Source organism: Janthinobacterium sp. GMG1 (assembly GCF_034427795.1).
Classification (GTDB): domain Bacteria; phylum Pseudomonadota; class Gammaproteobacteria; order Burkholderiales; family Burkholderiaceae_D; genus Janthinobacterium.
In genome coordinates this window covers 24,502-49,371 of the sequence record NZ_JAXQNT010000018.1, presented here as the reverse complement: position 1 = coordinate 49,371, position 24,870 = coordinate 24,502, and the positions used below count along the sequence as shown (strand labels likewise).

Here is a 24,870-nt window from a genome sequence, read left to right as displayed (position 1 = left end):
GATGCCAGGGTGAGCCGATGGTAACATCGGCTTGAATCCCCCTGTGGCAGATGAAAGCAAGCATGAAACAAGCAAGCATGGCGTGGCTGCTGGCAGTGGCGCTGCTGATGCCGGCGCCGGCCGCGGCGGTGGACGTGCGCGTCGTCGGCGAGCATTTGCCGCCGTCGAGCATGATGGAAGGCAATGTGGTCGTGGGACGTGAAACGCTCAAGGTGCGCGACATCATGGCGCGCGCCGGTCTTTCCTACAGCATCGAGCTGCTGCCGTGGAAGCGCGCGTACGCGCAGGCGCTGCGCGAGCCTGATACCTGCATCTTTTCCACCAGCCGCACACAGGAGCGCGAAGCGCAATTTCGCTGGATCGGTCCCCTCAACGAAGCCGAATGGATACTCTACGGCCTGGCCGAACGGCACCTGGCCCTGCGCACGCTGGCCGATGCGCGCGGCCTGGTAATCGGCACGGTGCTCGGCGACGCGCGCGACGATTACCTGCGCCAGCGCGGCCTGAGCGTGGCGCCCGTGACGCAGGAGTGGCTCAATCCACAAAAGCTGCTGCTCGGACGCATCGACCTGTGGGCCGTCGGCATGGCGGTGGGCAGCAAGCCGTTTGCCGGCAAGGAGTGGGAGGGCAAGGTGGTGCCGTTGCTGACTTTTAATCGCGTGCAGACTTACCTCGCCTGCAACAAGCAATTGCCCGAGGCGCAGGTGGCGGCCATGCAGCGCGCCGCTGCCGCCATGCGCCGCGACGGCAGCATGGCGCGCGAGCATATTCGCTGAGCCAATGCGCGGATTCAGCTCTCCAGCCACTGGCGCACGCAGTTGCGCCCTTCGCGCTTGGCCTGGTACAGGGCCTGGTCCGCGTGGCTGTAGGCCGTTTCGAAGGCTGTGCCGGCGCGGTTCCAGCTCAAGCCCACGCTGACGGTGATGGGGCGCGTGATGGGCGCGGCATGGCGCTGGCGGCCGACGCTCTCGCAGATGCGCTGCGCCACTTGCGCCGCGTCGTCGCGCGAGGAAGTGGGCCAGACGACGGAAAACTCTTCACCGCCGACCCGGCCGATGGCCGTTTCCTGTCCCAATAGTCCTTTCAGGCAGTCCACCACGGCCTGGATCACGCCGTCGCCGGCCGGGTGGCCGAAGTCGTCGTTGACCTGCTTGAACAGGTCGATATCGAGCACGATCAGCGCCATGTCGCCCTGTGCCAGGCAGCGCGAGGCATGGTCGATCACGGCGCCGCGGTTCAGGGCGCCCGTCAGAGGGTCGTGCGTGGCGCGGTATTCGAGCTGGCCGGCCAGGGTTTGCAACTGGCGGTTCAGCAGATGCATGTCGCGCTCGGCGCGATCGCTGCGGCCGATCAGGCGCCGCGTCTCGCGCATCAGCCGTTCGTAGTGAGTGATCAATTCACCGAGCACGCGGCGCTGCGCTTCGCCGCTGGCGTGACTGTCGGCGTGCATGCGGCGCGCGGCAGCCAGCGCCGCCGCTTCCACGGTGAACAGGTCGGGCTCCAGTCCGGCTTCGGAGATGGCGGCGCGCATGCCCTAGCTGCCCTGCACGGGATGGTCGTGGAAGTCCAGCGCCGTAAAGTCCTGCTGCAGCTCCTCGCCGAATTCCAGGATGGTGTCGTCGTCCTCGTCGTGATACCAGTTCAGGCGCACCTGGTTGCCATCGACGGCCGCCTGGTTCAGGGTGTCGAACAGGGTAAACAGCATCTTCGTGCTGGAGCTGTTGAAATAGGCCAGCGAGACGTTGACGGTGATGGCCGCCTCGTTGCAGCCTTCCAGGTAGGCGCGCACGGCGGCGATCAGCGGGCCATAGAAGGCGGCCGCGTTTTCCGGATACGACTCGCCCTTGATCGACAGGGTGTGCTGCTCGAAACGGAAGTCGATTTCGGGCGAACTCGGGGTCGCGGCGATGAACAGTGGTGACGGTAATTGCATATGCTTTCCTGAGTCGGCTCTTTCAAATGATGGCTTTGATGCAGAAGATGGTGTGGCCCGGTTCCTGGGGATCCTGGACGAATTCGAATTCCAGCGGCTCGCTGGCGTCGCGCGCCATGGTGAGAAAACCCAGGCCCGCGCCCTTGCTGTCGGCCGGCGCTTCTTCGCGCAAGGCCTTCTTGTACGCCAGGCGGATTTCTTCCATCGTCATCGTGTGCAGCGGTTCCAGGCGGGCGCGGATCTGCGCCACGTTGTCCGTCGAGACGGGGTTGGCGCACAGCAGAAAAAAACTGTCGCCGCGCGTGCCGATACAGAATGAACCGCGCCGCATCTGCTGATCCAGCTGCGCATCGGGCGTCAGGCTGTCGGCGGAATAATGCATGATGTTTTGCGACATCTCGATGAACGAGGAAAAGATGCGCCGCCGCGTGGGCCCGGCCGCGCCGGCCGTATCGAGGCGCGCCTTGATGGTTTCGGAAATGGCATTCACCACGTGCTGCGAGAAATAGCCCACGTAAAAAAAGATGATGTTGCGCTTGCGGGCCACATCCCAAAACTCGTTGAATTCTTCGTACAGCACGTCCGTGCTCCTGGCTAGCCGGTGACCCGGTTTCTTGTTGATAAGGTGACTCGATGGCGCCAAAACTACAGGCGGAAACAGAAAAAGGTCAGGTCGTCGCGGCGCGGCTGTTTTCCCTGCCATGCCGCGCTGTCCTGCAGCAGCGCCGCCGCCACGTCGCCGGCGGGAGCGTCGCGCCGCGCCAGCAGCAGCTCGCGCATGCGGCGCTTGCCGTAGGCGATGTCGCGCGCGCCGCCGATCTGGTCGAGCAAGCCGTCGGTGGTGAGGAACAGCAGGCTGCCGGCGGGAATGGCCAGCGTCTCGTTGTGCCAGCAGTAGCCGGCCGGCGTGTCGACATAGCCCACGCCCATGCGCGCGCCATCGATGGCGCGCACGGCCTCTTCGCCCGGCGCGACCACGTGCAGCGCCAGTTTCGCGCCCGCGAAACGCAGGCTGGCGCTGGCCGTGTCGTAGCACAGGAAGGCGCAATCCATGCCGTCGTTCGAGCCGGCGTGGCCGCTGGCCTCGCTGCTGCTGGCGCCGTCCTGGCCCAGCAGGGTCTTGATGGCGCGGCTGACGGCGCCGATCAGGGCGGCCGGATCGTGCGGCCCCAGTTCGCGCAAGGCCTGGCTCAGGGCCGACGAGGCGATCAGTGTCATGAAGGCGCCCGGTACGCCGTGGCCGGTGCAATCGGCGATGGCGGCGAACCAGCCGCCCGCATGGCGCTCGAAGAAGTAAAAATCGCCGCCGACGACGTCGCGCGGCTGCCATTCCAGGTGCGCGTCGGGCAGGGTGGCGCGCAATTCCGCATCGGATGTGCGCAGCAGGGCGCGCTGGATCACGCTGGCGTAATCGATGCTGTGCATGATCTGCCGGTTCTTTTCCGCCTGCATGGTGGCCACCACGTTCATCAGCTGCAAGCCGAAGCCCACGCCGGCCAGCGCGCCATCCTCGGTGATGATGAAGCCGTCGGCCAGCGCCTTCTCGCCCGCTTCCACGGCGCGGAAGGTGAGGTCTTCGATGCTCATGGCGCCGTCGACGATCAGCGGCTCCTTGTCCATGAAGGCGATGCAGCTCTTCTTGCCATACACCTCGTGATAAAAGGGCTTGGACATCTGCGACATGAAGATGTTGCGACTGATCAAACCGATGGGCTTCTGTTGCTCCGTGACTGGCAGGCTCATCATGTCGCGCCGTTCCGTGAACAGTTCCAGCACGGCGAAATTGCTGGCGTCGGCCTGCACGGATTCCGTGGGAATGCACAGATCAAACGCCACGGACGTGCGATAACGGGGAAGATGCAATCGAGAAGCGTTGAACTCCACAGCGGCTACCTTTACATGACGATCGGACCCTTGTTGTCGCGACGGCAAGGCGACTGACAAACAGGCAATATCATCATGGTAGCCCTGGAATGTGACGGCTTGATTACCAGCTTGTCAAAACCGTATGCAAGATGGCTGCATGGCAAGCAACTTACAGGCGCCGGGCCAGCGCCTGTGCCTGTTCCAGCCAGCGCGCGCGCTGCGCTTCGGTGGAATCGATCATGGGACCAAAGCTGGCCACCTTGACAGGCTTGACGCCGCAAAATTCCAGGGTCGTCTTGCGCAGCTGGTGGATGCCGGGCATGTGGTAGACCCAGCGGAAATACCAGGGCGGCGTATCCATCGCCACCAGCAGCTGGGCCGTGCGGCCCTTCAGCAGCTGCGCCGGGAAAGCCTTGCCCGGGCGATACTTGAAGGCAAAGCCGGGCAGGAAGATGCGGTCGACAAAGCCCTTCAGCAGGGCTGGCGCACCGCCCCACCAGATCGGGTAGGCGAAGACCAGGTGTTCGGCCCAGGTGATGGCCTCCTGCGCCGCCAGCAAGTCCGCCTCCAGCGGCTGCACCTGGCGGTAGCCTTCATGCAGGTTCTGGTCGAAGTCCAGCTGGCCCAGGCGCAGTTCGCGCACGGTATGGCCCGCGCTGCGGGCCGTGGCGGCGTAGGCCTCGGCCAGGGCGGCGCAGAAGCTGTCGCTGGACGGGTGGCCGAGGAGTATCAATACGCGCTTGGGTGTTGTCTTGGTCATGATGCAGGCTATCCGTTAAAGAAGAGCTTGCATGCTAAAGCTTGCCCCTGGGGGCAGAGTCAAGCGGCCTCTTGCAGGCGCTGCTGCGCCAGGCAGTCGTGGATTTCCGTGTCGATGTCAGCCAATTGCGCGTCGAGCTGGCGCAGGCGGGCGATATCCTGCTGTATCTGTGCGCGCTTGTCAGCGATGTGCTGCGACAGGGCGGCCCAGTCGGTATCGTTGCCGGCCAGGATGGGCAGCAGTTCGGCCAGGCGGAAGCCCAGCGCCTGCGCCTGGCGTATCAGCTTCACTTGCGCCAAGTCTTGCTGCGTGTAGACGCGGTAGGCGCCGGAACGGCGCACGTCGCCAAGCAAGCCCAGCGCTTCATAGTGGCGCAAGGCCTTGGGCGAGGTGCCCGCCAGGCGGGCGATTTCTCCGATGTACATGCTTCTTCCTTGTTGAGCTGCGGCGCACGCAGTGTAGCGCAGGTGGCTTGCCAGGCGCTACCTTGCGCGCTGCCTCAGGACGGTTTGCGTGGCGGCACTTTTTTTGCCGTGCACTCGGCGCAGGTGCCGTACAGCGACAGCGCGTGCTCGTGCAGCACGAAGCCCCGCTCGGCGGCGATCTCGTTCTGGCGCAGTTCGATGCCTTCGTCGACGAATTCATCGACCTTGCCGCAACCCGTGCAGACCAGGTGGTCGTGGTGCTGGCCTTCGTTCAGCTCGAAGACGGCGTGGCCCGATTCGAAATGCCGGCGAAACAGAATGCCTGCTTCGGCAAACTGCATCAGCACGCGGTAGATGGTGGCCAGGCCCACGTCGATCTTTTCGGCCAGCAACAGCTTGTAGACATCGTCCGCACTCAGGTGCTTGATCGTGCCTTCTTGAAACAGCTGCAGAATCCGCAAGCGGGGGATGGTGACTTTCAAGCCCGATTCACGCAGTTCCCTCAATATATCCATGTCTCCCATTCCTTTTTGTAGTCGCTTGAGCGAGGTAGTGCATTATATCGCAAATGATAATCATTACTATTCTCATTTGTATTGTGCGAAGTGGAAATAGTATGCTGGCTAGCAGGCCTGTCAACCAGTGACATCGGCGCAAGTTCCGATTGCGTTGCACGCATCTTGCATTGAAATTGCAAAACCAAGGTCGATATCGCTACACTGTGCAGCAAGGAATAACAATGGAGCAGGGACATGGACCGATTTGATGCGATGCGTATTTTTACCCGCATCGTCGAACTGCGCAGTTTCACGCAGGCGGCGCATGACCTCGGTTACCCGAAGGCGACCGTCACGCATGCGATCAAGCAGCTTGAAGCGCGGCTGCGCGTGCGCCTGCTGCAGCGGACCACGCGGCAAGTGACGCCCACGCCCGATGGGGACGCGTATTACCAGCGTTGCGTGCGCCTGCTGGCGGACCTGGAAGAAACGGAAGCCGTGTTCAGTTCGGCGGCGCAGCAGCCGGCCGGCAAGCTGCGCATCGACCTGCACGCGACCCTGGCCATGCATTTCGTGATGCCCGTGCTGGACCAGTTCTGTGCCCGCTATCCGCTGATCGAACTGGAAATCGGCATGGGCGACCGCCTCGTCGATCTGGTGCGCGAAGGCGTCGATTGCGTGCTGCGCGCGGGAGAGCTCGGCGACTCGTCGATGGTGGCGCGCCGCGTGGCGCTGCTCGACCAGGTGACGTGCGCCAGTCCCGCCTACCTGGCCGCGCACGGCACGCCGGAGAATCTGGCGCAACTGGATGGCCACCGCGCCGTCAATTTCTTTTCCACCCAGTCGGGCAAGGTCTGGCCCTTCGACTTCAAGGTGGATGGGCAGCGGCACAGCGTAGCCTTGCCTGGCACGGTGTCCGTCAACAATGCGGACGCCTACCACGCCTGCTGCCGCGCGGGCATGGGCTTGATCCAGGCCCCCCGGTATCACCTTGAACTGGCGCTGGCGACGGGCGAACTGGTGGAAGTGCTGCGGGACTGGCGGCCCGACCCGCTGCCCGTGTCCGTGCTGTATCCCCATCATCGGCAACTGTCGCCGCGCGTGCGCGTGTTTGCCGACTGGGTCGGCAGCCTGTTTGACGGCGTGCAGTGATTGGCATGCTCGCGCTGCGCTGCCGCATTTTCTTGACCTGGGCAAAGGAAAAAATCCCTCTAGTGATGCCATCTAGCACTATTTGATGTGGATCAAAGTTTTTGTTGCACTGCACTCTTAGACTTCGCAGCGTTACTTAACGACAAAAAGAGGGAACTAGAATGAAAAAGTCCGCAACTGCAGCAGCAATCGTCCTGGCCGCCATCGGCGCATTCGCCGGCAACGCAATGGCACAGGAAAGCCCATGGCTGGTCCGTGCGCGCGCCGTGCATATCGACCCGGCCAACAAATCTGCTCCTGTGGGTGGCGTCGGCGCATCCGACCTGATTCACGTCAGCAGCAAGACGATTCCCGAAATTGATATTTCGTATTTCTTCACCCCGAACATCGCTGCCGAACTGATCCTGACCTACCCGCAAAAGCATGACGTTACATTGTCAGGCACGAAGATCGGTACCTTCAAGCATTTGCCGCCGACCCTGTCGCTGCAATACCACTTCATGCCTGAAAAACAGTTCAGCCCATACGTGGGTGCCGGCGTGAATTACACGAATATCTCTGATGTCAAAATTCCTGGCCTGCGTCTGGAACATGACAGCTGGGGCTTCGCGCTGCAAGCTGGCGTCGACTACAAGCTGGACAAAAACTGGTCCTTGAACTTCGACATCAAGAAAGTGCAGATTCGCAGCGATGTACTGACCGCTGCTGGCGCCAAGATCAGCGAAGTCAAGGTTGATCCTGTCCTGATCGGCGTAGGCGTCGGCTACCGTTTCTAAGCATTGATCGACTGCGCCCCCTGCGGCGCGGACAATAAAAAAGGACGGCCAGGTTTACACCTGGCCGTCTTTTCGCATTGCAAGTGCCACCTTATTTTTTCAGCGTCTTTTCCAGCGCCAGCTGGTAGTCCGTCTTTTCGTAGCCGGCCAAATACTTGTTCGTCGCGTCGAGGAAGGCGCGCGAGCGGTAGGCCGCTTCCAGGTCCTTGACCCATGGCTTGGCCTTGTCGGCCGTGCGGATGGCGACCAGGTTGATGTAGCTGTCCGAGATCTTTTCCACGCTAAGGGCCGACGTCAGCTTCATGCCGGCGGCCAGGGCGAAGTTACCGTTGACGAAAGCGTAGTCGGCGTCGGCCAGCGAACGTGGCAGCTGCGCCGCTTCCAGCGGCACCAGTTTCAGCTTCTTCGGGTTGTCCAGCACGTCGCGTTCGGACGCGCGCAGCGGATCGACGTTCGGTTTCAGCTTGATCCAGCCCATCTTGGCCAGCATCACCAGCGCGCGCGCCTGGTTGGTCGGGTCGTTAGGCATGGTGATGGTGGCGCCGTTCTTCACGTCCGCCAGGGACTTCTGCTTGCCGCCGTACAGGCCGATCGGCATGGTCGGCACGGTGATCAGGGAGCTCAGTGGCAGCTTGTTATCGGTGGCGAACTTGGTCAGATACACGATGTGCTGGAACACGTTGGCGTCCAGCGAACCTTCGGCCAGCGCGTAGTTCGGCTGCACGTAGTCGTTGAATTCGACGATCTTGACCTTGTAGCCCTGTTTTTCCAGGATAGGCTTGATGCCCAGCTTCAGCTGGTCCGAATACGGGCCGGAGCTGGTGCCGATGACGAGTTCTTTCGGGTCCTTGGCGTGGGCGGCGGCGGCGAAGGCCAGGCTGGCGGCGGCCAGGAGCAGGTTGCGGCGAATATGGTTCATGCTTTTCCTTGTACTGAAATACTGAAGATGAATTAACGTTTGTCGAGGCGCTTGGCGATGCGCGTGCCGGCGAACTGGATGGTTTGCACCAGCACGATCAGGATGGCCACGGTGGCGACCATGATGTCCGTCTCGAAGCGGTAGTAGCCGTAGCGGATGGCCAGGTCGCCGATGCCGCCGCCGCCCACGACGCCGGCCACGGCCGAATACGACAGGAAGCTGATCGACAGCACGGTCAGGGCCAGCACCAGGCCGGAGCGCGCTTCCACCAGCAGCACGCGGAAGATGATCTGCATTTCCGACGCGCCCATGGCGTGCGCCGCCTCGATCACGCCGCGCGGCACTTCGCGCAGGTTCTGTTCCACCAGGCGCGCCAGGTAGGGGATGGCGGCGAACGACAGCGGCACGGCGGCGGCCAGCGGACCGATCGAGGTGCCCGCGATGATGCGCGTAAACGGCGTCAGGGCGACCAGCAGGATGATGAAGGGGAAGCTGCGCACGGTATTCACCAGCCAGCCGAGGATCGTCGACAGCGGACGGTTTTCCAGCGACTGGCCTTCCGAGACGAGAAACAGCAGGATGCCCAGCGGGCCGCCGATCAGGATGGCGGCGGTCAGTCCAATGCCCAGCATGGTCATGGTCTGGCCCAGCGCCACCCAGATTTCCGGCAGCAGCTTGATGACGTTATTGATCGATTCTTCAAACATGTGTTGCATCCTTCCATGCGGTGGCTTCAAACGCCTCGGTGCCGTAATACGCCAGCTCGCGTCCCAGCGCCGTCTTGCGCGGGGTGGCCGTGTCGCTCAAATCGAATTGTTCGGCGATGGCGCCGTTTTCCACGACGGCGACGCGGTTGCAGATGGCGCCCAGCACCGACAGCTCATGGCTGACGATGACGATGGTCACGCCGAGGCGCGCATTGATGTCGCGCAGGGTGTCGAGCAGGGCGCGCGTCGTTTCCGCGTCCAGCGCGGACGTCGGCTCGTCGCACAGCAGCACGTCGGGGTGGCTGGCCAGGGCGCGGGCGATCGCCACGCGCTGTTTCTGCCCGCCGGACAATTGCGCCGGATAGCTGTGCAGCTTGTCGGACAAGCCGACCAGCGCCAGGCATTCCTCGACCCTGGCGGCGATCTGCTCGCCCTTGGTCGTGCCATGGATTTTCAAGGGGAAGGCGACGTTGTCGAAGACGCTGGCGTTTTGCAGCAGATTGAATTGCTGGAAAATCATGCCGATGTTCTGGCGCGCGTCGCGCAATTCGCTCTTGCCCAGGCGCGTCAGTTCGCGTCCGGCCACGGTAATGGTGCCGCTGTCAGGGCGCTCGAGCAGGTTAATCAGGCGCAGCAAGGTCGATTTGCCGGCGCCGCTCTTGCCGATCAGGCCGAAAATATCACCGGGATAGACTTCCAGCGTGACCGATTTGACCGCGTGGAATTGTTCGCCTTTGGGCAGCGCGAAGGTCTTGTTTGCGCCATCGATGCGAATCACCGGCGTACGGTGTGATGTGGTCATGCAGTGTTTCCTTTTTTATTAGGCCGTGACAGGCGCGCTTGCAGGGGCCAAATCGCCCAGCCTGTTACGTCGGTTGCGTAGTATACCTCCGATCGTGTTATTACTCCTACGACAGAATCTTGCTTTGAATATGCAAATAATGTCTATATGGGTGTTTGGCGAGAGTAAACGCGGTTTTTACGCGATCAGCCAATGGAAAATTCGACGGGAATCGATAATTCCAGCGGGTCCGGCCGTTCCTTGGGAATGCGCGGCAGTGGCGCCGCCCGTTGCAAAGTGTCGAGCGCGGCCTGATCCAGCGCTGCGGAACCGGAACTGCGCTCGATGGCGGCCGCAAGCACATGGCCATCGCGGTCGATGCGGCAGCGCAGATACACGACGCCCTGTTCCTGCTTCGCGCGCGACGCCGTCGGATAGCGGCGGAAGCGTTCCATGCGCGCCAAAACCTTGCCTTCCCAGCTAGATACGCCGCTGCGCAGATCCTGTGGCGCGGGCGGCAGCGCAGGCGAGGGCGGTGCCGCCGCGACAGACGCCGTGGCCACCGCTGCCGGCGTGACGGGGGCTTGGCGCACCTCGGCGACGGCTGCGATGGCCTCGGCTTGCGGCGCCATGGGCGCGGCATCGGGCTGCGGCAGCACGAATTGTTTGATTGCCGGCGCTGCCTTTTTTGCAAGGGTGCGCGACGGTGCGGCGGCCGCGCTGACCTGTTCAGCAAGATTCTGCTCCAAAGGGCGGGGCGGGGCGGCGGCCGGCAGGTAGAGCATGGCCGGCTGCGCGGAGTCGGGCGCGATGGCCAGCACGGACGCCGCTGGCGCGTGCTGGTACACGGCCCATCCCAGCAGGGCGCCATGCATGGCGAAGACGGTGGCGATGGTCAGCGGCTTGTGCCAGTCCGGCGGCGTCTTTTCTGGCGCAGGCACCGGCCCTTCCGGGCGGCGCAGCAGGTAGATGATGACGGCGATTTCCATCGTTGCCACGAGGACGATGACCCACCAGGGCGGATGGCCGAGGCACATGGCGACAAAGCCGATGGCCATGCCCAGGCAAGCGAGGACCTTGCCGCGGCGCGACACGGCGCGGTGTTCGCGCCACTGGCGCAGCGGCGCGCCGAAGCGCGGGTGGTGCAGCAGCCAGTGCTCCAGGCGCGGCGAGGCGCGGCTGAAGCAGGCCAGCGCCAGGATCAGGAAGATCGTCGTCGGCATGACCGGCAGCATGGCGCCGATCACGCCCAGCGCCACCATCAGCATGCCGGCGCCCGTCCACGCCCAGCGGCGCAGGCGTGCCGTATGCGCTTCCGCAACTGCCTGGATGACTGGCTCCTCCATCAGGCGCAGGCCTCCACGTGGCCATGCATGCGCAGGAAGGCGGCGCGCGCGCCATCGATCACGCGCGCTTCACCGGCATCGTCAAGCACGGCCGTATCGAGCACGGAGGTAAACTCGCGCCAGTGGCGCGCGCGTCCGTCCGGATGGCCGGCCAGGTGGCGCGCTCCATGGTGTTCATCGAGGCCGATTTTGCCGGCCAGTTTATACAGGATGGCCGCGCCCAGCTTCGAGCCTTCGCTCACGTACAGCCAGCCCAGCGCCGTGGCCAGATCCAGTTGCGCGTCGAACGGCGGCGTGGCCGCATCTGCCGGCAATGCTGTCTCGAGGTCGCGCAGGTCGGCCGCGATGCTGGCGTAGCGGCGGCGCTGTTCCAGGTCCGGCAGCAGGGCGGCCAGCTGTGCGTTGTCGTACAGCGCGTCGACATCGCGCAGGAACGCGTATTGCGCCTGCAAAAAGCGCGCATAGTTCTCGCGGCTGGAAAACGGCGCGCTGGCCATGATGCGCTGGTCCAGCAATTCGTGGGTGGCCATGGTGTCGGCTTTCAGGCGCTGGCTGCGGGTCGGGGCCGCGTTGGTCGGAACGGCGTTTAAAGTGGTGTCGCTTGCTGCATGCATGGAATATCTGCTCTCTATTATAAGGATGAATCAAATCAGAAACGAAGGCCAAGCGTGACGCGCGCCGTGCGGCCCGGTCCTGGCATCAGGCTCAGGGTCAGCGGATCGAGGTAGTAGCGGTCCGTCAGGTTGTCCACCGCCACGTCGACAGTGGCGTTGGGCGTGATCTTGTAGCTGGCGAACAGGTCGGCCAGCGTGTAGGCCTGCGTCAGCACCTGCGGCGAGGTGCCCGTCCACGATTGCCACACGGCCTTGTCGTCCTGGCGCGCCAGCGGATGGCCGACGTGCGTCAGGCGCGTGCCCACGGTGAGTTTTTCCTGCAGCCAGCGCGTGCCCAGGGTCAGGTTGGCGCTCAGCTTGGGCTGGATATGGTTGCCCACGTAAGAACTGGAAAAGCCGATGGGCGAGCAGTCGGGCGTGTTCCAGATATCCGATTGCCACTTGCTGGCCTTGCGCAAATAGGCCGCCGTGGCCGCGTCGCAGATCAGGGTCTTGCGGTTCCAGGTGCCGGAAAAGTCGGCAAACACGCTACCCCGGTCATATGACGACTGCAGTTCGACGCCCGAGACGCTGTACTTGTCCGTGTTCGCCATCGAGAAATTCTGCGCGTAGGCCGGCAAGTCGGGAATCGGGCGGCGCGTGATGTAGCCGTGCGTGACGTTGTCGAAGTACGCAACGCGCAGGCGCAGCTTGTCGGCGGCGCTCCATACGCCATCCTTGATCACGCTCACGCCGATCTCGCGGTTGTGGCTGCGCTCGGCGTTCAGGGGTGACGAATACGTGGCCGAGAAGCCCATCGTCGATTCGTACAGGCTGGGCATGCGCAGGCCGCGCGCGTCGCGCAGGAACAGGCTGACGCTGTCGGACAGGCGCGCCGTCAGCGCAAACGTGGGCGCAAAACCGTGGTCCTTGCGGCGGATCGGCTTGCTGTAGGTGAACAGGCCGGGAATGGCGTCGCGGAAGACATAGTCGTTGCCGCTCCAGTCGGCGACCTGCGAGACGTCCAGCGGCGCCGGCTCGGCGCCGTAGTTTTCCACCATGCCGCCCACCAGCGCGGGATTGGTGGCGGGCGTGAACCGGCCCTGCGCATCCTGGTACCACTTCGAGGAGCCGAGCTGTCCGCCATCCTTGTCCCACATGGTGACCCATTGCCAGCCCTGCGGCTGGTACTGCTGTTCCGCGCGGCGGTTGCGGTCGCGGGAATCGAAGCGCTGGAAGCGTCCGCCCGCATCGATGGTCAGCCAGTCGCGCGCCTGCCACTGCAGCGAGGCGAATACGCTTTGCTCGTGGCGCTTGCCGTTGCGCAGGGTGTGATTGGCGTTCAGGTCTTCATCGAGGATGGTCACGCTGTCGGCCGGACCGATATCCTCGTTCTGCAGCGACAAGCCGTAATCGAGCTTCAGCGCGCCCATGCCGGTGGCGAAGCGCGAGGTGTTCGTCAGGTCGGCACCGACCCTGCGCGCCTGGTTCTTCGCCAGGTACAGCACCTCCACGCACTCCTTGCATTCATGGTCGCCCGGATTGGTCTTGCCTTCCAGCGGATTGCTGAAGATATCGCCGTTGCGCGACTTGCTCTGCATGTCCGTCAGCCACAGGTTGGCCTTCAGGTCGATGAGGTTCTGGCCTTCCGGCTTCCACTCGTAGCGCGCCGTCAGCGCGTTGGTGCGCACCTGGCTCGGGTCCCACTGGGGAATGCTGCCGGTGCTGTTGCGGTAGATTTGCGAGGGCATGATTTCGCCATAGCTGCTGTCGAAATAGCGGTAGCCCAGCTCCAGCTTTTGCGCGTGCGGCAGGCGCAGACTGGCCTTCAGCAGGGCCGAGGTGGTGCGGTTGGCCGTGTTCAGCACTTCGTCGCCCTTCTTGAAGAACTGCGTCACGCCATTGTCGTCGCCCCATTCATTGAGCATCTGATAGCGTTCGAAGCCCCGTGTGCCGGAAAAATAATTGCCGATGCTGCGCTGGCTGATGGCGGCCACCAGGTCGTAGTCGTCCTGGCGCGTGGCCACGGCGATGCTACCAAAACCGCTGCGCGGGTTGTCCAGCTTGTTGCGCTGCGTGCGCGGCGTGCTGCCGAAATCGGCGGGCGCCGAGACGCTGTTGTCCTGGATGCCGCCGCGCAGGCGCACGCCCGTGCGTTGGCCTGGTCGCAAAATGTCTTCAGGGCGCAGCGTCTGCATGCTGACCATGCCGCCGATGGCGCCCGCGCCTTGCGCCGACAGGTTCGGACCCTTGTCGATGCGGATGGCGCTGATCAGGTCCGGGTCGATGTAGCTGCGGTCGGCGATGCCCGCGTAGCCGCGGTAGACGGTCGATGATTGCAGGCTGCCGTCGATCAGCACGGGCACGCGGCCCTGGCCCTGCATGCCGCGCACGTTGACGTCGACGGCGCCGCTGTTGCGGCTGTCGCCTACCTGCACACCGGCCACGCCCTTGAAGATGTCGGCTGGCGAGGTGCCGCGGAAGCGTTCGATCTGCTCGCGCCCGATGTACACGGAGGCGGCCGGAGTCAGGTAGGGCAGGTCGGCCGGATCCGTGTCGTCCGCCTCGAAACTGCCACTGCCGCCCTGGCCATTCACGCGCAGGGTGCCGATCTGCACGGCGCCGGCAGCGACAGGCGCGGGCGCGCTGATGATGATGGTCGTGCCGCCTTGCAGCTGCGCCTGCAGGCCGCTGCCGGCCAGCAGCTGGCGCAGCGCCTCGGGCAGCGAGTGCCGGCCTTGCAGCGGCGCGCTGTGGCGTCCCTGCGTCAGGCGCGCGTCGGCCAGCAGCACCATGCCGGCCTGGCGCGCCAGTTCGTTCAGCGCGCGGTTCAGCGGCTGCGCGGGAATCTGCCATTCCACCTGCGCCACCGGCGTGGCGGCGGCATGCATGGGGGGCGTGGCAAAGGCCAGGCCGATGGCCAGGAAGAGAGGGGACAGGCGGGGAGACAGGCGGGCGTGCAGGGGAGGGCGCGGTGGAGTCATATGCATGTTTTTCCTATGGTGATGTGGTGATCCTTCATAGTTAAAACGAATGAGTCTCATTTACCCTGACGTGCGGATGGATTTTATTTCGCGTCATGGGGACAAATCAGCGGGCGACGATATGCAGCTTGCCGTCCCGGCGCACCACGCGCACGGGCAAGGCCAGCGGCAGGGCGGCGGCAAATTGCGCCGGCAGCTTCGCGTCGAAGCTGCCGTTCAGGCGCAGGCCGGCCAGCGCCGGATCGCCAAGCACGAGGCCCGTATCGCCATAGCGCTCGAATTCGGCCAGCGCTTCGGCCAGGGTGGCGTCCTCGAAATCGAGGCGCCCGGCACGCCAGTTGCCCACCGCTTGCGCGTTGACCCTGGCCAGCGCCTTCACGCCCTGGGGCGTGACGGTGACCGTGTCGCCCGCCTGCAGCACTTCGGCATGCGCGCCGGCTTCGCTTTCCACGCGCACCGTGCCTTGCGCCACGCTCACCTGTGTCGTGGCGCCCACGTGGCGCACTGAAAAATGCGTGCCCAGCACCGTCGCCGTGGCCGCTCCCGCGATGACCTGGAACGGACGCGCAGGGTCGGCGTGGATATGGAACATGGCTTGGCCGCGCAGCAGGCGCACGCTGCGCCGGTCGCGGTACAGGGCCACGTCGACGGCGCTGCCGCTATCGAGTTCGATGCGGCTGCCGTCGGGCAGGACTTGCGTGGCGAACTGGCCGCGCGCCGTGCTGTAATCGTGCTGGAAGCCCGGTTGCTGCCAATGACTGGCCAGCGGCCAGGCCAGCAGGCCGCACAGCAGCAGACAGCCGCCGGCCAGCGCGCCGCGTGGCGGGAAGGAGGCTGCCTGGCGCAGCCGCCGCAGCAGCGATGACGGCGCGCCCGCCGCCGGGGCAGGCTGGCTGAAGGCCGCCACGCGCTGCGCCGGCAGGCTGGCCAGCAGCGCATCGGTGCGGGCCAGCGCCTGCCAGGCTTGCTGGTGGCGCGCGTCGGCGGCCAGCCATGCATCCAGCGCCGCCAGTTCGTGCGCGGCCAGGCCCGCGTCGTGGCGCAGCAGCCATTGCGCCGCCAGGAAGTCGATGTCGTCGGCCGTCGTGTCTTGTGATGTCATGTGCTGTTTCATAGCGTATCCCGCTCGGGCAAGCCTTTTTTACAGGCGAGCATGCCGTTGATGATGTGTTTTTCCACCATGTTGACGGAGATACCCATCTGGGCGGCGATCTCGATCTGGCTCAGGCCATCGAACTTGTACAGCGCGAAAGCCTGGCGGCAGCGCGGCGGCAAGGCGTCGATGATGGCCAGCAGGCATTCCATGGTTTGCCGGTCGTGCAGCCGTTGCTCGGGTTCATCGGCGCGCGGCGCGCGCAGCTGCATGTGCGGCTCGTCGAGCGCGTCATGGGGCCGCCTCTGGTGCAGGCGCTGTTCGTCGATGGCGATGTTTTTCGCCGTGACGTACAGCAGGGCGCGCTGGCCGCTGTCGGGCGGGGTATCGCCATGCAGGGCGTGGGCGCCGCCCTGCGGCTTGCGCGCCAGGATGCGGGCGTAGGCTTCCTGCACCACGTCCTGTGCCTTGTCGCGGCATCCCGTGGAGCGCGAAATCAGGCGCAGCAATTCCTGGTAATAGCGTTCAAGCACCGCGCATGTCCCCGTGATCAAAGCGAGCGATGATAGCAAGCCTATCAAATAATAACAAGAATCATTCTCATCCAGTGCTTGTTTGAGGTGCCGGATAACGCTGGATATTTTTGGCAATGCAGACAATAATCGGCAGCAGAAGGTGCTGTCGTGGACATCATCGTTGTTATTATCGATTTTATCGATGCTAACTAGGTATATTTTGCGTTTTACATCGATCTTCATGCCATGCATAATCTGTTGTAACTGAAGCCAGACAATCAGCCGCATGCGTCGTTCGCCTGCAGCTGCTTGCGGTTTTGACATCCTCCACTTTCTATCAGGAACCTACAATGAAAAAACTGCTCGCTTTTATCGCCGCCGCCGGCTTCTCGCTGTCCGCTTTTGCCGCGCCTGAAGTCTATGTCATCGATGGCAGCCACACCTTCCCCCGTTTCGAGTACACCCACATGGGCTTCTCGACGCAGCAAAGCCGTTTCAATAACACCACCGGCAAGGTCACCCTGGACCGCGCCGCCAAGACGGGCGCCGTCGAAGTGCTGATCGACACCAAATCCGTCGATACGGGTTCGACCCTGTTCAACTCGCACATCCAGGGCGAAGATTTCCTCGACACGGCCAAGTTCCCGGTCGCCACCTACAAGTCGACCAAATTCAATTTTGACGGCGACAAGCTGGCCTCCGTCGACGGCAACCTGACCCTGAAAGGCGTGACCAAGCCAGTCACCCTAACCGTCACCTCGTTCGCCTGCGCACCGCACCCGATGCTGAAAAAAGACGCTTGCGGCGCCAACGCCACGGCCAAGATCAAACGCTCGGAATTCAACGCCGGCAAATATGCGCCAGCCGTCAGCGATGACGTCACTTTGACGTTCGCAATCGAAGCCATCAAACAGTAATCGTTGGCTGCATGACGTAAAAATGGCGGCGGACTTCGGTCCGCCGCCATTTTTTTATACCTATCCCCAAAGAGAGGGCTGGGGTCAGTCACTGCGTGATTGGAATGTTCCCCATTGGGTAACATTCCCCCGGGTGGGTCTGACCCCGGATTTCACGCCAGGTGATGCACTTCCTGCTGCCCATACACGGGCGTGTTCAACCCTTCCATGCGCGCCTTCAGCTGCAGCGACAGGTACTGGGAATAGTGGCGCGACTGGTGCAGGTTACCGCCGTGGAACCACAGCGCCTGCTGCTGCGTGGGCTTCCACATATTGCGCTGCTCGCCCTCCCACGGGCCCGGGTCTTTCGTCGTGCTTGACCCGAGGCCCCACACCTTGCCCACCTTGTTCGCCACTTCCGGCGAGATCAGGTCGGCCGCCCAGCCGTTCATGGAGCCGTAGCCGGTGGCGTACACCACCAGGTCGGCCGGCAGTTCCGTGCCGTCGGACAGTACGATGGAGTGGCTTTTCAGTTCCTGCACGCCGACGCCGCTTTTCAGCTTGATCTTGCCCTCGGCGACCAGCTCGGAGGCGCCCACGTCGATGTAGTAGCCGGAGCCGCGGCGCAGGTATTTCATGAACAGGCCGGAATCGTCGTCGCCAAAGTCCAGCATGAAGCCCCGTTCTTCCAGGCGCCGGTAAAAATCCGCGTCGCGTTCGCGGATGGCCTTGAAGACGGGCTTCTGAAAGTCGGCCAGGATTTTATAGGGGATCGAGGCGAACGTCAGGTCGGCCTTGTTTGTGGTCATGCCGGCCGCCAGCGCCCGTTCCGAATACAGGTCGCCCAAGGCCAGGTCCATCAGGGAGTCGGACTTGACGATGTGCGTCGATGAGCGCTGCACCATGGTCACATCCACGCCCGCTTCCCACAGGGCGGCGCAGATGTCGTGCGCGGAATTGTTCGCACCGATGACGACCACCTTCTTGCCCACATACGCATCCGGCCCCGGATGCTGCGACGAATGCTGCTGCTCGCCCTGGAACACGTCCATGCCATTGAACTTCGGCATGTTGGCCTTGCCCGACATGCCCGTGGCCAGCACCAGCTGCTTCGGTTTCAGTGTGACGGGCTGGCCGTCGCGCAGCACCTGCACCGTCCACTCGCCGGTGGCTTCGTCAAAGCTGGCCGATTCGCATGACGTCGAACCCCAGTAATTGAGTTCCATCACCTTGGTGTACATTTCCAGCCAGTCGCCGACCTTGTCCTTCGGGGTGAAGACGGGCCAGTTGTCGGGAAACGGGATATACGGCATGTGGTCGTACCAGACGGGGTCGTGCAGGCACAAGGACTTGTAGCGCTTGCGCCAGCTGTCGCCGGGGCGCGAATTTTTCTCGATGATGATGGTGGGAACGTTCAACTGGCGCAGGCGCGCGCCCAGCGCGATGCCGCCCTGGCCGCCGCCGATGATGACGCAGTAGGGCTGGCGCGCGTAGCCCAGTTCCGCCGCTTCCTGCTCGCGGTGCTCCAGCCAGCTGCTGCGGTTCGTGCGCGCGCCGTGTTCCGCGCCCATGGGCCGCCGCCCGCCCTTGGCTTCCTCAAAACCCTTCAATTCGCTCATGGTGGTAAGCAGGGTCCATATCTTGCCATCGCGGATGCGGATGAAGCCCACGCCGCACGCCGCGTTCGTTTCCACCGTGATCCAGCTTTGCAGCACGCCACCGGCTTCCACCGCATGCTCGCCATCGGCGATGCGGATGGAGACTGGCTGCACGGTGCTCAGCTGGGCGGTCAGCATGGCGGCGATCTGTTCGCGGCCTTCCAGGGTTTTCAGGTTCCAGGTAAACAGCACCAGGTCGCGCCAGTAGCCGTCCTGTTCGAACAGTTGCGCGGCGCCCGTGCCGTCGCTGGCGCGCAGCGTGCCTTCCAGCTGCTCCAGGATGCCGGCCACGGCCAGGTCGTGCGGGTTGCTATCGGTTTGCATCGTGTCTCCTCCAAGTCTGCTGACTTTATGATGGGATGCGGCTGTGTTGCCGCTGACGATGTTGTAACACTGGCGTTCCGGCGCCGCATTCCGCAGCGCAGCATGGCTGAATTTGAGACGGAAATCTCAGCCTTCAGATGGGCTACTGGCGGTGCGGCGCCACGATATGCAGCTGCTTGAGGCGCCGGTACAGGGTGGCGCGCGAGATGCCCAGCATGGCGGCCGCCTGCAGCGGACGCCATTTTGCGGCGTTCATGGCGTGGACGATGCGCGTGCGTTCGGCCAGTTCCGGCACCGTGTAGGCCACCATCTCCTCGGTCGCGGGGGCGGCGTTCCTCACGCGTGCTCGCGCGCTGGCCAGGCGCAGCGGCGCGCGCACGCGGGCGTGCAGCCAGGTGCCGCCGCCGGCCAGGCGCAGGGACAGCAGATTGTGTCCTGCGCGCGCATCGAACAGCCGTTCGGCGCGCACTTCCAGCACTTCGCCGACGGGACGCGGCAGGGCATCCAGGCCCGCGATGACGTCACGCGCGCAGCGGTTGGCGGCGACGATGTCGCCATGTTCGTCGATGGCGAGCAGCATTTCCGGCTGCACTTCCACGAAGTGGCGGTTGCGGTGCGCCAGCAGGATGCAGCAATGGCTGTAGGATTTGAGAAAAAAGCCGTCCTCGATCAGGGTTGCGCCTTGCCGCACCAGCTGCTTGACGAGGCGCTGGCTGTCGCGCGCATCGGGCGAACTGAGGGCCGACGCATCGAGCACGCCGATCAAGTCGCCGTGCGGCGAAAAGATCGGCGCCGCGCTGCAGGTCAGGCCCGTGAACGCGGCGCGAAAATGGTCCGTCTTGTGCACGGTGATGGCTTCGCGGTCGAGCAGCACGGAGGCGATGCCGCAGGTGCCTTCCTCTTCTTCCGACCAGCACGAACCGGGGTACAGGCCCGCCTTCTTGAAATCCTTGCGCTGGTCCGTGTCGACCACGTAGTCGATCGTCACGCCGCGCGCATTGGCGAGGATGACGCAGTAGCCCGCTTCGCGCACCATGGCGTGCAGGCGCGGCAGGCACTGGCCCGTGGAGCGCAAAAAATCTTCCTCGGACTGCTGGATGGCGCGCAGTTCGGCGCCCGTCAGGATGCGCGGCCCCGTGGTGGACGCCGGGTCGAGCCGGTAGTCGTCCAGCGAGCGCCGGTACGACGACGCCAGCCTGGCCGTATCGGCCCCTGGGTTGACGATACGGCCGGCGATCAGGTCGCGCACGCGGTCGATATGGCTGGTCTGGCGGACGTAGGGCATGGCGCTCTCCAGTGTTTCGGTATCTGGTTTTTATGGTGTTTTGCTTGTCGCCCCGTTTTTAGCACGAAGCGCCGGGTCGCGCATCCTGCGCTGCAGCATGGCACGCGCGTGAGACGTTAGTCTCAGCGCGTGGCCCGCACAATAGGATGCCGCAGGACAAGATAAAAAGTTTCTCTGTTAGCATGCATCGCATGAAGCGAGCGCCGTTGCCGGCGTCAGCCATGACAGGAGATATGCATGAAGACATTGCCACCCATCCGTCGCCTGGCCCTGGCCGCCGCCTGCCTGGCGCTGGCCGCCGGCGCCCATGCGGCAGAGACAACGGCGCCGCTGTCGGCCGCCGCCAGCGACCCGGCTGCATTGCAATGGATGGTGGGCGCGCCGCCGCCGGCCGATAAGATCATCCGCTTCGACGATGGCAGCTATTTCAATTTCCCCCAGCTGCGCTGGAGCGTGTCGCACTTCCGTCAGTTGATGCCGACGGTGGCAGTGGCGCGCGGCTTGAAAGCGCCCGTGCCCTTGCCGCGCGCACTGCGCAACGATATCGACAGCCTGCGCTTTACCCCGCTGGGCGCGAAGGAGACGATGACCTGGGAGCAGTCGCTGGGCGCCAATTACACGGACGGCATCGTCGTGCTGCACCGGGGCCGCATCGTGTATGAGCGCTATTTCGGCGTGTTGAAGGAGGGCGGCCAGCATGGCGCCATGTCCGTGACGAAGTCCGTGATGGGCACCATCGGCGCGGCCCTGGTGGCCGAAGGCAAGCTCGATCCCGGCAAGAAAGTGGCCGAGTACGTGCCGGAGCTGGCGAAGTCCGCGTTTGGCGACGCCACCGTGCGCCAGGTGCTCGACATGACCACGGGCCTGCAATTCAGCGAAGATTACGCCGACCCGAAAGCGGAAGTGTGGCAGCACGCGGCGGCCGGCAGCCCGCTGCCCAAGCCGAAGGATTACACGGGACCGCGCAGCTATTTCGAGTACCTGCAGACGGTGCGGCACGAGGGCAGGCATGGCGAGGCGTTCGGCTACCGCACGGTCAACTCCGACGTGCTGGGCTGGATCATCGCCCGCGTCACGGGGCAGAACGTTAACGAATACCTGTCCGAGCATGTCTGGCAAAAGCTGGGCGCCGAGCAGGATGCCTACATGACGGTCGATTCGACGGGCACGCCGTTTGCCGGCGGCGGCTTGAATACGGGCTTGCGCGACTTGGCGCGCTTCGGCGAAATGCTGCGCAACGATGGCCGCTACAACGGCCAGCAGATACTGCCCAAGGCGGCCGTCGACGATATCCGCCGTGGCGGCGACAAGCAGCTGTTCGCCAAGGGCGGCTACGATTTGCTCAAGGGCTGGAGCTACCGCGACATGTGGTGGGTCACGCATAACGAGCATGGCGCCTACATGGCGCGCGGCGTGTACGGCCAGCGCATCTACATCGATCCGAAGGCGGAAATGGTGATCGTGCGTTTCGCCTCGACGCCGACGGCGGCCAACGCGGCCAACGACCCGACCACCACGCCGGCCTTCGAAGCGCTGGGCAAGCTATTGCTGGCCAAGCCGAAGTAGGCTGCCAGCCGTGCGGCGGAACGGACTCAACTGCAATACACTATCCTTTCGTCATCATTCGTTGCTTGAGTGATAATTCATGCGCCGCACGCAAGGAGTACGCACCGTGGAAACCAGCCAGCCGGATCAACCGCGCCCGCCACTCTGGCGGCGCCTGCTGTGGCCGGTCGCCCAGCTTGGTTCGGCTTTCAAGCTGACGGGCACGCATCTGCTGCACCACGTGATCGGCGCCAGCCTGATCGCCGCGCTGATGCTGGCGCTGGAGGGTTTTCACGTGCTCGAATGGCTCGATGCGGCCATGCTGCGGGCCAGCGCGGCGCAGGAGCAGCTGCTGGACCGGGGCAAGGACCCGGGCGCCGCCTACCGGCCCGGCATCATCGAAATCGACCAGCCCGCGTTCGAACATGTCTTCGACGAGCGCGAACCGCTGGAGCGCACGCGCCTGGAGCAATTGATCGCCAGCGCCGCCGCGCGCGGCAGCAAGGTGCTGGCCATCGACCTGGACCTGGCGCCGGCCGTATATGAACAGCACAAGGCGGGCGAGCGGCCGCTGGACCGCCTGCTTGACCGGCTGGCCGCCGATGGCCGGCAACTGGTGCTGATCCTGCCCGAGCAATCGGACCGCAACGCGAACCTGCCGTGGATACGCGCGCGCTGCGCGGCCGGCATCCACTTTGCCAGCCCGCGGATCCGCGAACGCATGGGCGCCGTCACGCGCATCGAGCTGAAAAGCCCCGTGCTGGCGGCCGTGGCCTTTGAGCTGGCGCATGGCGCCGACGAGCAGGAGCAGAAGCAGCCCATGCCGGCCGCCTTGTCCGAGCAAAAGGAAGTGGTGGCGCTGGCCGGCCGCGTGTGCCAGCTGGCGCGGCGCACGGGCAGCGAAAAGGAATTGGCGCGCTGGGCGTTCGAACCCGTCATCCGCGGCGACGCCAAGGCGGCGGCCGAGCAGAACGCCGTCACCGCGCCGTTTCACCCTGCCGCCGTGGCGCCGGCATTCCTGAATCCCACGCGCACGCGCGTCAAGCTGATCGATGGCCAGGCCGGCGTGGATGCCGGGACGCCGCACAAGAACGTCGTGTATATCGGCAGCACGTATGACGTGCGCGACCGCTACACGACGGCAGAAGGCGAGCAGGCCGGCCTGCACCTGCATGCGGCCGCCCACACGTCGCTGGGCATCGGCACGGCCGACGTCAACAAATATGCGGTGTTCGTGGCCGACATCGTCATCGGCGTGCTGCTGGGCTGCCTGTTCGGCGGTCTGTGGACCCTGTACGGCCGCGCCGAACTGGCCATCGACAAGCGCATGGAAGACCACGATTTCGGCCGCCTGCATCGCCTGGGCACCCTGGCGGAATTCTATGGCATCCGCCTGATGCTGGCGCTGGTGTGGGCCTCGCCGTTTGCCATCGGCGCGCTGGCCATTTACCTGTCGCGCGGCTTGCTCGATCAGGGCTGGTGGGTCAATCCCGGCCCGCTGATCGCCGGCATGTTCTTGCACGCGATGTCGCTGCGCGACGAAGCCCACCATCCGCACGAGGAAGTGCCCGGCCTGTCCGTGTGGGCCCAGCTGCGCCGCACGCATCCGGGCATCGTGCTGGTGCAGGCGCCGCTGGCGGTGATGCTGTTGATCATCGCCCTGATCTAGCGCAAACCGTGGCGCCGCAGCGGCGCTAAACTGGGCGCCTTTTTCATTTGCAGGAGGATGCCATGCTGAGCGGAGGATGTTTATGCGGCGACGTGCGCTACGAAGCGGGCACGGGCACCTTCCATGAAACGGCCTGCCATTGCTCGATGTGCCGCCGCACGTCGGGCGCGCAGTTTGTCGCCTGGTTCAGTGTGCCACGGGCGAACTTTCGCTGGCTGCGGGGACAGGCCACGCCATACGCGTCCAGCGAATACTGCACGCGTAGTTTTTGCCCCCGCTGCGGCACGCAGCTGACGTTCGAGGATGCGCGCGACCTGGACGAGGTTGGCCTGACCACCAGCAGCCTGGACGACCCCGAACAACTGCCACCGCACAGCCATATCTATACGGACACGCAACTGGAGTGGGTGAAATTGGCCGATGGCTTGCCGCGCTATCGTGGGGCGCGTAGCGAGGGGTAGGTCGGATTAGCGGGGCCGCCGAGGCGCGCAAGCGCGTAATCCGACATGCTACTGGCGTCAATTTAGTCGGTAATGGCGCGCAGGCGCGCCAGCGCGTCTTCCACGACGAATTCAGGCGCGGTTTCGATGCGCTTTGCGCCGCGTGCTTCAAGGTCGAGCATGCGGATCTGGTTGACCAGCGCCACCCCCTGCGTTGCCGTGCCGCTGCCGCTCAATGACGCGGCAAAGCCCGCGTGGCGGGCAAAATCGCCGCCTTGCGTGATGGGGGCGACCAGCACGACACCGAGCGTGTTGAAGGCGCTGGTGGACAGCACCAGCGCTGGCCGGGACGCGCCGCGCTGTTCACGGCCTTCCGTTGGCTCCAGATTGACCATCACGATATCGCCACGGCCGAACTGGACGCGCTTTACCATGCTTCGCGGCCTGCCGGTTTGATCTGGCTCCATGCCGCCATGTCGGCCGGTTCTGGCGCCGTGACATCGCATTGGGCAACCAGATCATCGAGCGTGAAGGCAGGGCGCTTGGCTTTCAGGAATACGCCGTCCGGACGCACATCGACCGCCAGCTTGTCGCCCAGCGACACCTTCAGCATGCCCAGCAGTTCCGTTGGCAAGCGCACGGCCGCGCTATTGCCCCATTTTTGGATCGATAGTTCCATATGACCTCCTATGTATCTACATTGTAG

General features: G+C 64.2%; 26 protein-coding genes. 7 read left to right on the top strand and 19 right to left on the bottom strand.

Features of this window, described 5'->3' with window-relative positions:
• The first annotated feature begins 62 nt into the window (after window positions 1–62).
• Window positions 63–776, top strand: a complete 714-nt coding sequence (locus SJI03_RS28230; RefSeq protein WP_233516368.1) for a substrate-binding periplasmic protein — start codon at window positions 63–65, stop codon at window positions 774–776.
• Between the two features lie 14 nt (window positions 777–790).
• Here SJI03_RS28230 and SJI03_RS28225 read toward each other — a convergent pair whose 3' ends face one another.
• The 7 genes from SJI03_RS28225 to fur form a co-directional block, all read right to left on the bottom strand.
• Window positions 791–1,531 (bottom strand): GGDEF domain-containing protein, encoded by a 741-nt coding sequence (locus tag SJI03_RS28225; RefSeq protein ID WP_099380706.1) that lies wholly within the window; start codon window positions 1,529–1,531, stop codon window positions 791–793.
• A 3-nt stretch (window positions 1,532–1,534) separates the two neighbouring features.
• Window positions 1,535–1,933 (bottom strand): DUF1987 domain-containing protein, encoded by a 399-nt coding sequence (locus SJI03_RS28220; RefSeq protein WP_099380707.1) that lies wholly within the window; start codon window positions 1,931–1,933, stop codon window positions 1,535–1,537.
• 22 nt (window positions 1,934–1,955) lie between these two features.
• Entirely contained in the window at window positions 1,956–2,513 is a 558-nt protein-coding gene (locus SJI03_RS28215; protein WP_034756676.1) for a SiaB family protein kinase, read from the bottom strand.
• A 65-nt stretch (window positions 2,514–2,578) separates the two neighbouring features.
• Window positions 2,579–3,796: a SpoIIE family protein phosphatase gene (locus SJI03_RS28210; RefSeq protein ID WP_322429382.1), complete on the bottom strand. Its 1,218-nt coding sequence runs from the start codon at window positions 3,794–3,796 to the stop codon at window positions 2,579–2,581.
• A 172-nt stretch (window positions 3,797–3,968) separates the two neighbouring features.
• Window positions 3,969–4,559: an NAD(P)H-dependent oxidoreductase gene (locus SJI03_RS28205; RefSeq protein ID WP_099380710.1), complete on the bottom strand. Its 591-nt coding sequence runs from the start codon at window positions 4,557–4,559 to the stop codon at window positions 3,969–3,971.
• A 59-nt stretch (window positions 4,560–4,618) separates the two neighbouring features.
• Window positions 4,619–4,984: a MerR family transcriptional regulator gene (locus SJI03_RS28200; protein WP_099380711.1), complete on the bottom strand. Its 366-nt coding sequence runs from the start codon at window positions 4,982–4,984 to the stop codon at window positions 4,619–4,621.
• A 74-nt stretch (window positions 4,985–5,058) separates the two neighbouring features.
• Complete coding sequence (fur, locus tag SJI03_RS28195; protein WP_035820181.1) at window positions 5,059–5,499, bottom strand: ferric iron uptake transcriptional regulator; 441 nt, start codon at window positions 5,497–5,499, stop codon at window positions 5,059–5,061.
• Between the two features lie 237 nt (window positions 5,500–5,736).
• Between fur and SJI03_RS28190 the strand changes: the two genes are divergently transcribed.
• Window positions 5,737–6,633 carry a LysR family transcriptional regulator gene (locus tag SJI03_RS28190; RefSeq protein ID WP_322429381.1) on the top strand — a complete coding sequence of 299 codons (897 nt, stop codon included), beginning with the start codon at window positions 5,737–5,739 and terminating at the stop codon, window positions 6,631–6,633.
• Between the two features lie 161 nt (window positions 6,634–6,794).
• Complete coding sequence (locus SJI03_RS28185; RefSeq protein WP_225241836.1) at window positions 6,795–7,409, top strand: OmpW/AlkL family protein; 615 nt, start codon at window positions 6,795–6,797, stop codon at window positions 7,407–7,409.
• Window positions 7,410–7,500: 91 nt separating this feature from the next.
• Here SJI03_RS28185 and SJI03_RS28180 read toward each other — a convergent pair whose 3' ends face one another.
• From SJI03_RS28180 to SJI03_RS28145, 8 genes are all read right to left on the bottom strand, one after another.
• Window positions 7,501–8,328, bottom strand: coding sequence for a MetQ/NlpA family ABC transporter substrate-binding protein (locus SJI03_RS28180; protein WP_322429380.1), 828 nt, complete (start codon window positions 8,326–8,328; stop codon window positions 7,501–7,503).
• A gap of 32 nt (window positions 8,329–8,360) precedes the next feature.
• On the bottom strand, window positions 8,361–9,035 hold the full coding sequence (locus SJI03_RS28175; RefSeq protein WP_099380715.1) for a methionine ABC transporter permease: 675 nt from the start codon (window positions 9,033–9,035) through the stop codon (window positions 8,361–8,363).
• Window positions 9,028–9,837: a methionine ABC transporter ATP-binding protein gene (locus SJI03_RS28170; protein WP_100873622.1), complete on the bottom strand. Its 810-nt coding sequence runs from the start codon at window positions 9,835–9,837 to the stop codon at window positions 9,028–9,030. Before SJI03_RS28170 ends, SJI03_RS28175 begins: the two co-directional genes overlap by 8 nt.
• 185 nt (window positions 9,838–10,022) lie before the next feature.
• Window positions 10,023–11,162 (bottom strand): TonB family protein, encoded by a 1,140-nt coding sequence (locus SJI03_RS28165; RefSeq protein ID WP_322429379.1) that lies wholly within the window; start codon window positions 11,160–11,162, stop codon window positions 10,023–10,025.
• Window positions 11,162–11,776, bottom strand: coding sequence for a biliverdin-producing heme oxygenase (locus SJI03_RS28160; RefSeq protein ID WP_322429378.1), 615 nt, complete (start codon window positions 11,774–11,776; stop codon window positions 11,162–11,164). Before SJI03_RS28160 ends, SJI03_RS28165 begins: the two co-directional genes overlap by 1 nt.
• Window positions 11,777–11,811: 35 nt before the next feature.
• Window positions 11,812–14,745, bottom strand: coding sequence for a TonB-dependent receptor (locus SJI03_RS28155; RefSeq protein WP_322429377.1), 2,934 nt, complete (start codon window positions 14,743–14,745; stop codon window positions 11,812–11,814).
• Between the two features lie 100 nt (window positions 14,746–14,845).
• The gene (locus SJI03_RS28150) at window positions 14,846–15,841 is read right to left on the bottom strand and encodes a FecR family protein (RefSeq protein ID WP_322429376.1); all 996 of its coding nucleotides are present in this window, start codon (window positions 15,839–15,841) and stop codon (window positions 14,846–14,848) included.
• Window positions 15,842–15,849: 8 nt separating this feature from the next.
• Entirely contained in the window at window positions 15,850–16,365 is a 516-nt protein-coding gene (locus SJI03_RS28145; RefSeq protein WP_322429375.1) for an RNA polymerase sigma factor, read from the bottom strand.
• A 332-nt stretch (window positions 16,366–16,697) separates the two neighbouring features.
• Between SJI03_RS28145 and SJI03_RS28140 the strand changes: the two genes are divergently transcribed.
• Window positions 16,698–17,264, top strand: a complete 567-nt coding sequence (locus tag SJI03_RS28140; RefSeq protein ID WP_322429374.1) for a YceI family protein — start codon at window positions 16,698–16,700, stop codon at window positions 17,262–17,264.
• A 152-nt stretch (window positions 17,265–17,416) separates the two neighbouring features.
• On the opposite strand, the gene SJI03_RS28135 is transcribed toward SJI03_RS28140, so the two are convergent.
• The gene (locus SJI03_RS28135) at window positions 17,417–19,225 is read right to left on the bottom strand and encodes an NAD(P)/FAD-dependent oxidoreductase (protein WP_322429373.1); all 1,809 of its coding nucleotides are present in this window, start codon (window positions 19,223–19,225) and stop codon (window positions 17,417–17,419) included.
• Window positions 19,226–19,367: 142 nt separating this feature from the next.
• Window positions 19,368–20,510 (bottom strand): sigma-54-dependent Fis family transcriptional regulator, encoded by a 1,143-nt coding sequence (locus SJI03_RS28130; protein WP_322429372.1) that lies wholly within the window; start codon window positions 20,508–20,510, stop codon window positions 19,368–19,370.
• Between the two features lie 237 nt (window positions 20,511–20,747).
• On the opposite strand from SJI03_RS28130, the gene SJI03_RS28125 reads away from it, so the two are divergent.
• The 3 genes from SJI03_RS28125 (at window position 20,748) to SJI03_RS28115 (ending at window position 24,185) form a co-directional block, all read left to right on the top strand.
• On the top strand, window positions 20,748–22,076 hold the full coding sequence (locus SJI03_RS28125; RefSeq protein ID WP_322429371.1) for a serine hydrolase: 1,329 nt from the start codon (window positions 20,748–20,750) through the stop codon (window positions 22,074–22,076).
• 79 nt (window positions 22,077–22,155) lie between these two features.
• Window positions 22,156–23,724 carry a CHASE2 domain-containing protein gene (locus SJI03_RS28120; protein WP_322429370.1) on the top strand — a complete coding sequence of 523 codons (1,569 nt, stop codon included), beginning with the start codon at window positions 22,156–22,158 and terminating at the stop codon, window positions 23,722–23,724.
• Window positions 23,725–23,786: 62 nt separating this feature from the next.
• A complete protein-coding gene (locus SJI03_RS28115; protein ID WP_322429369.1) occupies window positions 23,787–24,185 on the top strand; it encodes a GFA family protein in 399 nt (132 codons plus the stop codon).
• Between the two features lie 62 nt (window positions 24,186–24,247).
• On the opposite strand, the gene SJI03_RS28110 is transcribed toward SJI03_RS28115, so the two are convergent.
• Complete coding sequence (locus SJI03_RS28110; RefSeq protein WP_099380725.1) at window positions 24,248–24,598, bottom strand: type II toxin-antitoxin system ChpB family toxin; 351 nt, start codon at window positions 24,596–24,598, stop codon at window positions 24,248–24,250.
• Window positions 24,592–24,843, bottom strand: coding sequence for an AbrB/MazE/SpoVT family DNA-binding domain-containing protein (locus tag SJI03_RS28105; RefSeq protein ID WP_099380726.1), 252 nt, complete (start codon window positions 24,841–24,843; stop codon window positions 24,592–24,594). Before SJI03_RS28105 ends, SJI03_RS28110 begins: the two co-directional genes overlap by 7 nt.
• Between the last annotated feature and the right edge of the window lie 27 nt (window positions 24,844–24,870).

Excerpts from the sequence above, each read along its gene's own strand:
- SJI03_RS28230 (WP_233516368.1), top strand. The coding sequence starts at position 63 with ATGAAACAAGCAAGCATGGCGTGGCTGCTGGCAGTGGCGCTGCTGATG.
- SJI03_RS28225 (WP_099380706.1), bottom strand. The coding sequence starts at position 1,531 with ATGCGCGCCGCCATCTCCGAAGCCGGACTGGAGCCCGACCTGTTCACC.
- SJI03_RS28220 (WP_099380707.1), bottom strand. The coding sequence starts at position 1,933 with ATGCAATTACCGTCACCACTGTTCATCGCCGCGACCCCGAGTTCGCCC.
- SJI03_RS28205 (WP_099380710.1), bottom strand. The coding sequence starts at position 4,559 with ATGACCAAGACAACACCCAAGCGCGTATTGATACTCCTCGGCCACCCG.
- SJI03_RS28200 (WP_099380711.1), bottom strand. The coding sequence starts at position 4,984 with ATGTACATCGGAGAAATCGCCCGCCTGGCGGGCACCTCGCCCAAGGCC.
- fur (WP_035820181.1), bottom strand. The coding sequence starts at position 5,499 with ATGGATATATTGAGGGAACTGCGTGAATCGGGCTTGAAAGTCACCATC.
- SJI03_RS28190 (WP_322429381.1), top strand. The coding sequence starts at position 5,737 with ATGGACCGATTTGATGCGATGCGTATTTTTACCCGCATCGTCGAACTG.
- SJI03_RS28185 (WP_225241836.1), top strand. The coding sequence starts at position 6,795 with ATGAAAAAGTCCGCAACTGCAGCAGCAATCGTCCTGGCCGCCATCGGC.
- SJI03_RS28180 (WP_322429380.1), bottom strand. The coding sequence starts at position 8,328 with ATGAACCATATTCGCCGCAACCTGCTCCTGGCCGCCGCCAGCCTGGCC.
- SJI03_RS28175 (WP_099380715.1), bottom strand. The coding sequence starts at position 9,035 with ATGTTTGAAGAATCGATCAATAACGTCATCAAGCTGCTGCCGGAAATC.
- SJI03_RS28170 (WP_100873622.1), bottom strand. The coding sequence starts at position 9,837 with ATGACCACATCACACCGTACGCCGGTGATTCGCATCGATGGCGCAAAC.
- SJI03_RS28165 (WP_322429379.1), bottom strand. The coding sequence starts at position 11,162 with ATGGAGGAGCCAGTCATCCAGGCAGTTGCGGAAGCGCATACGGCACGC.
- SJI03_RS28160 (WP_322429378.1), bottom strand. The coding sequence starts at position 11,776 with ATGCATGCAGCAAGCGACACCACTTTAAACGCCGTTCCGACCAACGCG.
- SJI03_RS28155 (WP_322429377.1), bottom strand. The coding sequence starts at position 14,745 with ATGCATATGACTCCACCGCGCCCTCCCCTGCACGCCCGCCTGTCTCCC.
- SJI03_RS28150 (WP_322429376.1), bottom strand. The coding sequence starts at position 15,841 with ATGACATCACAAGACACGACGGCCGACGACATCGACTTCCTGGCGGCG.
- SJI03_RS28140 (WP_322429374.1), top strand. The coding sequence starts at position 16,698 with ATGAAAAAACTGCTCGCTTTTATCGCCGCCGCCGGCTTCTCGCTGTCC.
- SJI03_RS28135 (WP_322429373.1), bottom strand. The coding sequence starts at position 19,225 with ATGCAAACCGATAGCAACCCGCACGACCTGGCCGTGGCCGGCATCCTG.
- SJI03_RS28130 (WP_322429372.1), bottom strand. The coding sequence starts at position 20,510 with ATGCCCTACGTCCGCCAGACCAGCCATATCGACCGCGTGCGCGACCTG.
- SJI03_RS28125 (WP_322429371.1), top strand. The coding sequence starts at position 20,748 with ATGAAGACATTGCCACCCATCCGTCGCCTGGCCCTGGCCGCCGCCTGC.
- SJI03_RS28120 (WP_322429370.1), top strand. The coding sequence starts at position 22,156 with ATGCGCCGCACGCAAGGAGTACGCACCGTGGAAACCAGCCAGCCGGAT.
- SJI03_RS28115 (WP_322429369.1), top strand. The coding sequence starts at position 23,787 with ATGCTGAGCGGAGGATGTTTATGCGGCGACGTGCGCTACGAAGCGGGC.
- SJI03_RS28110 (WP_099380725.1), bottom strand. The coding sequence starts at position 24,598 with ATGGTAAAGCGCGTCCAGTTCGGCCGTGGCGATATCGTGATGGTCAAT.
- SJI03_RS28105 (WP_099380726.1), bottom strand. The coding sequence starts at position 24,843 with ATGGAACTATCGATCCAAAAATGGGGCAATAGCGCGGCCGTGCGCTTG.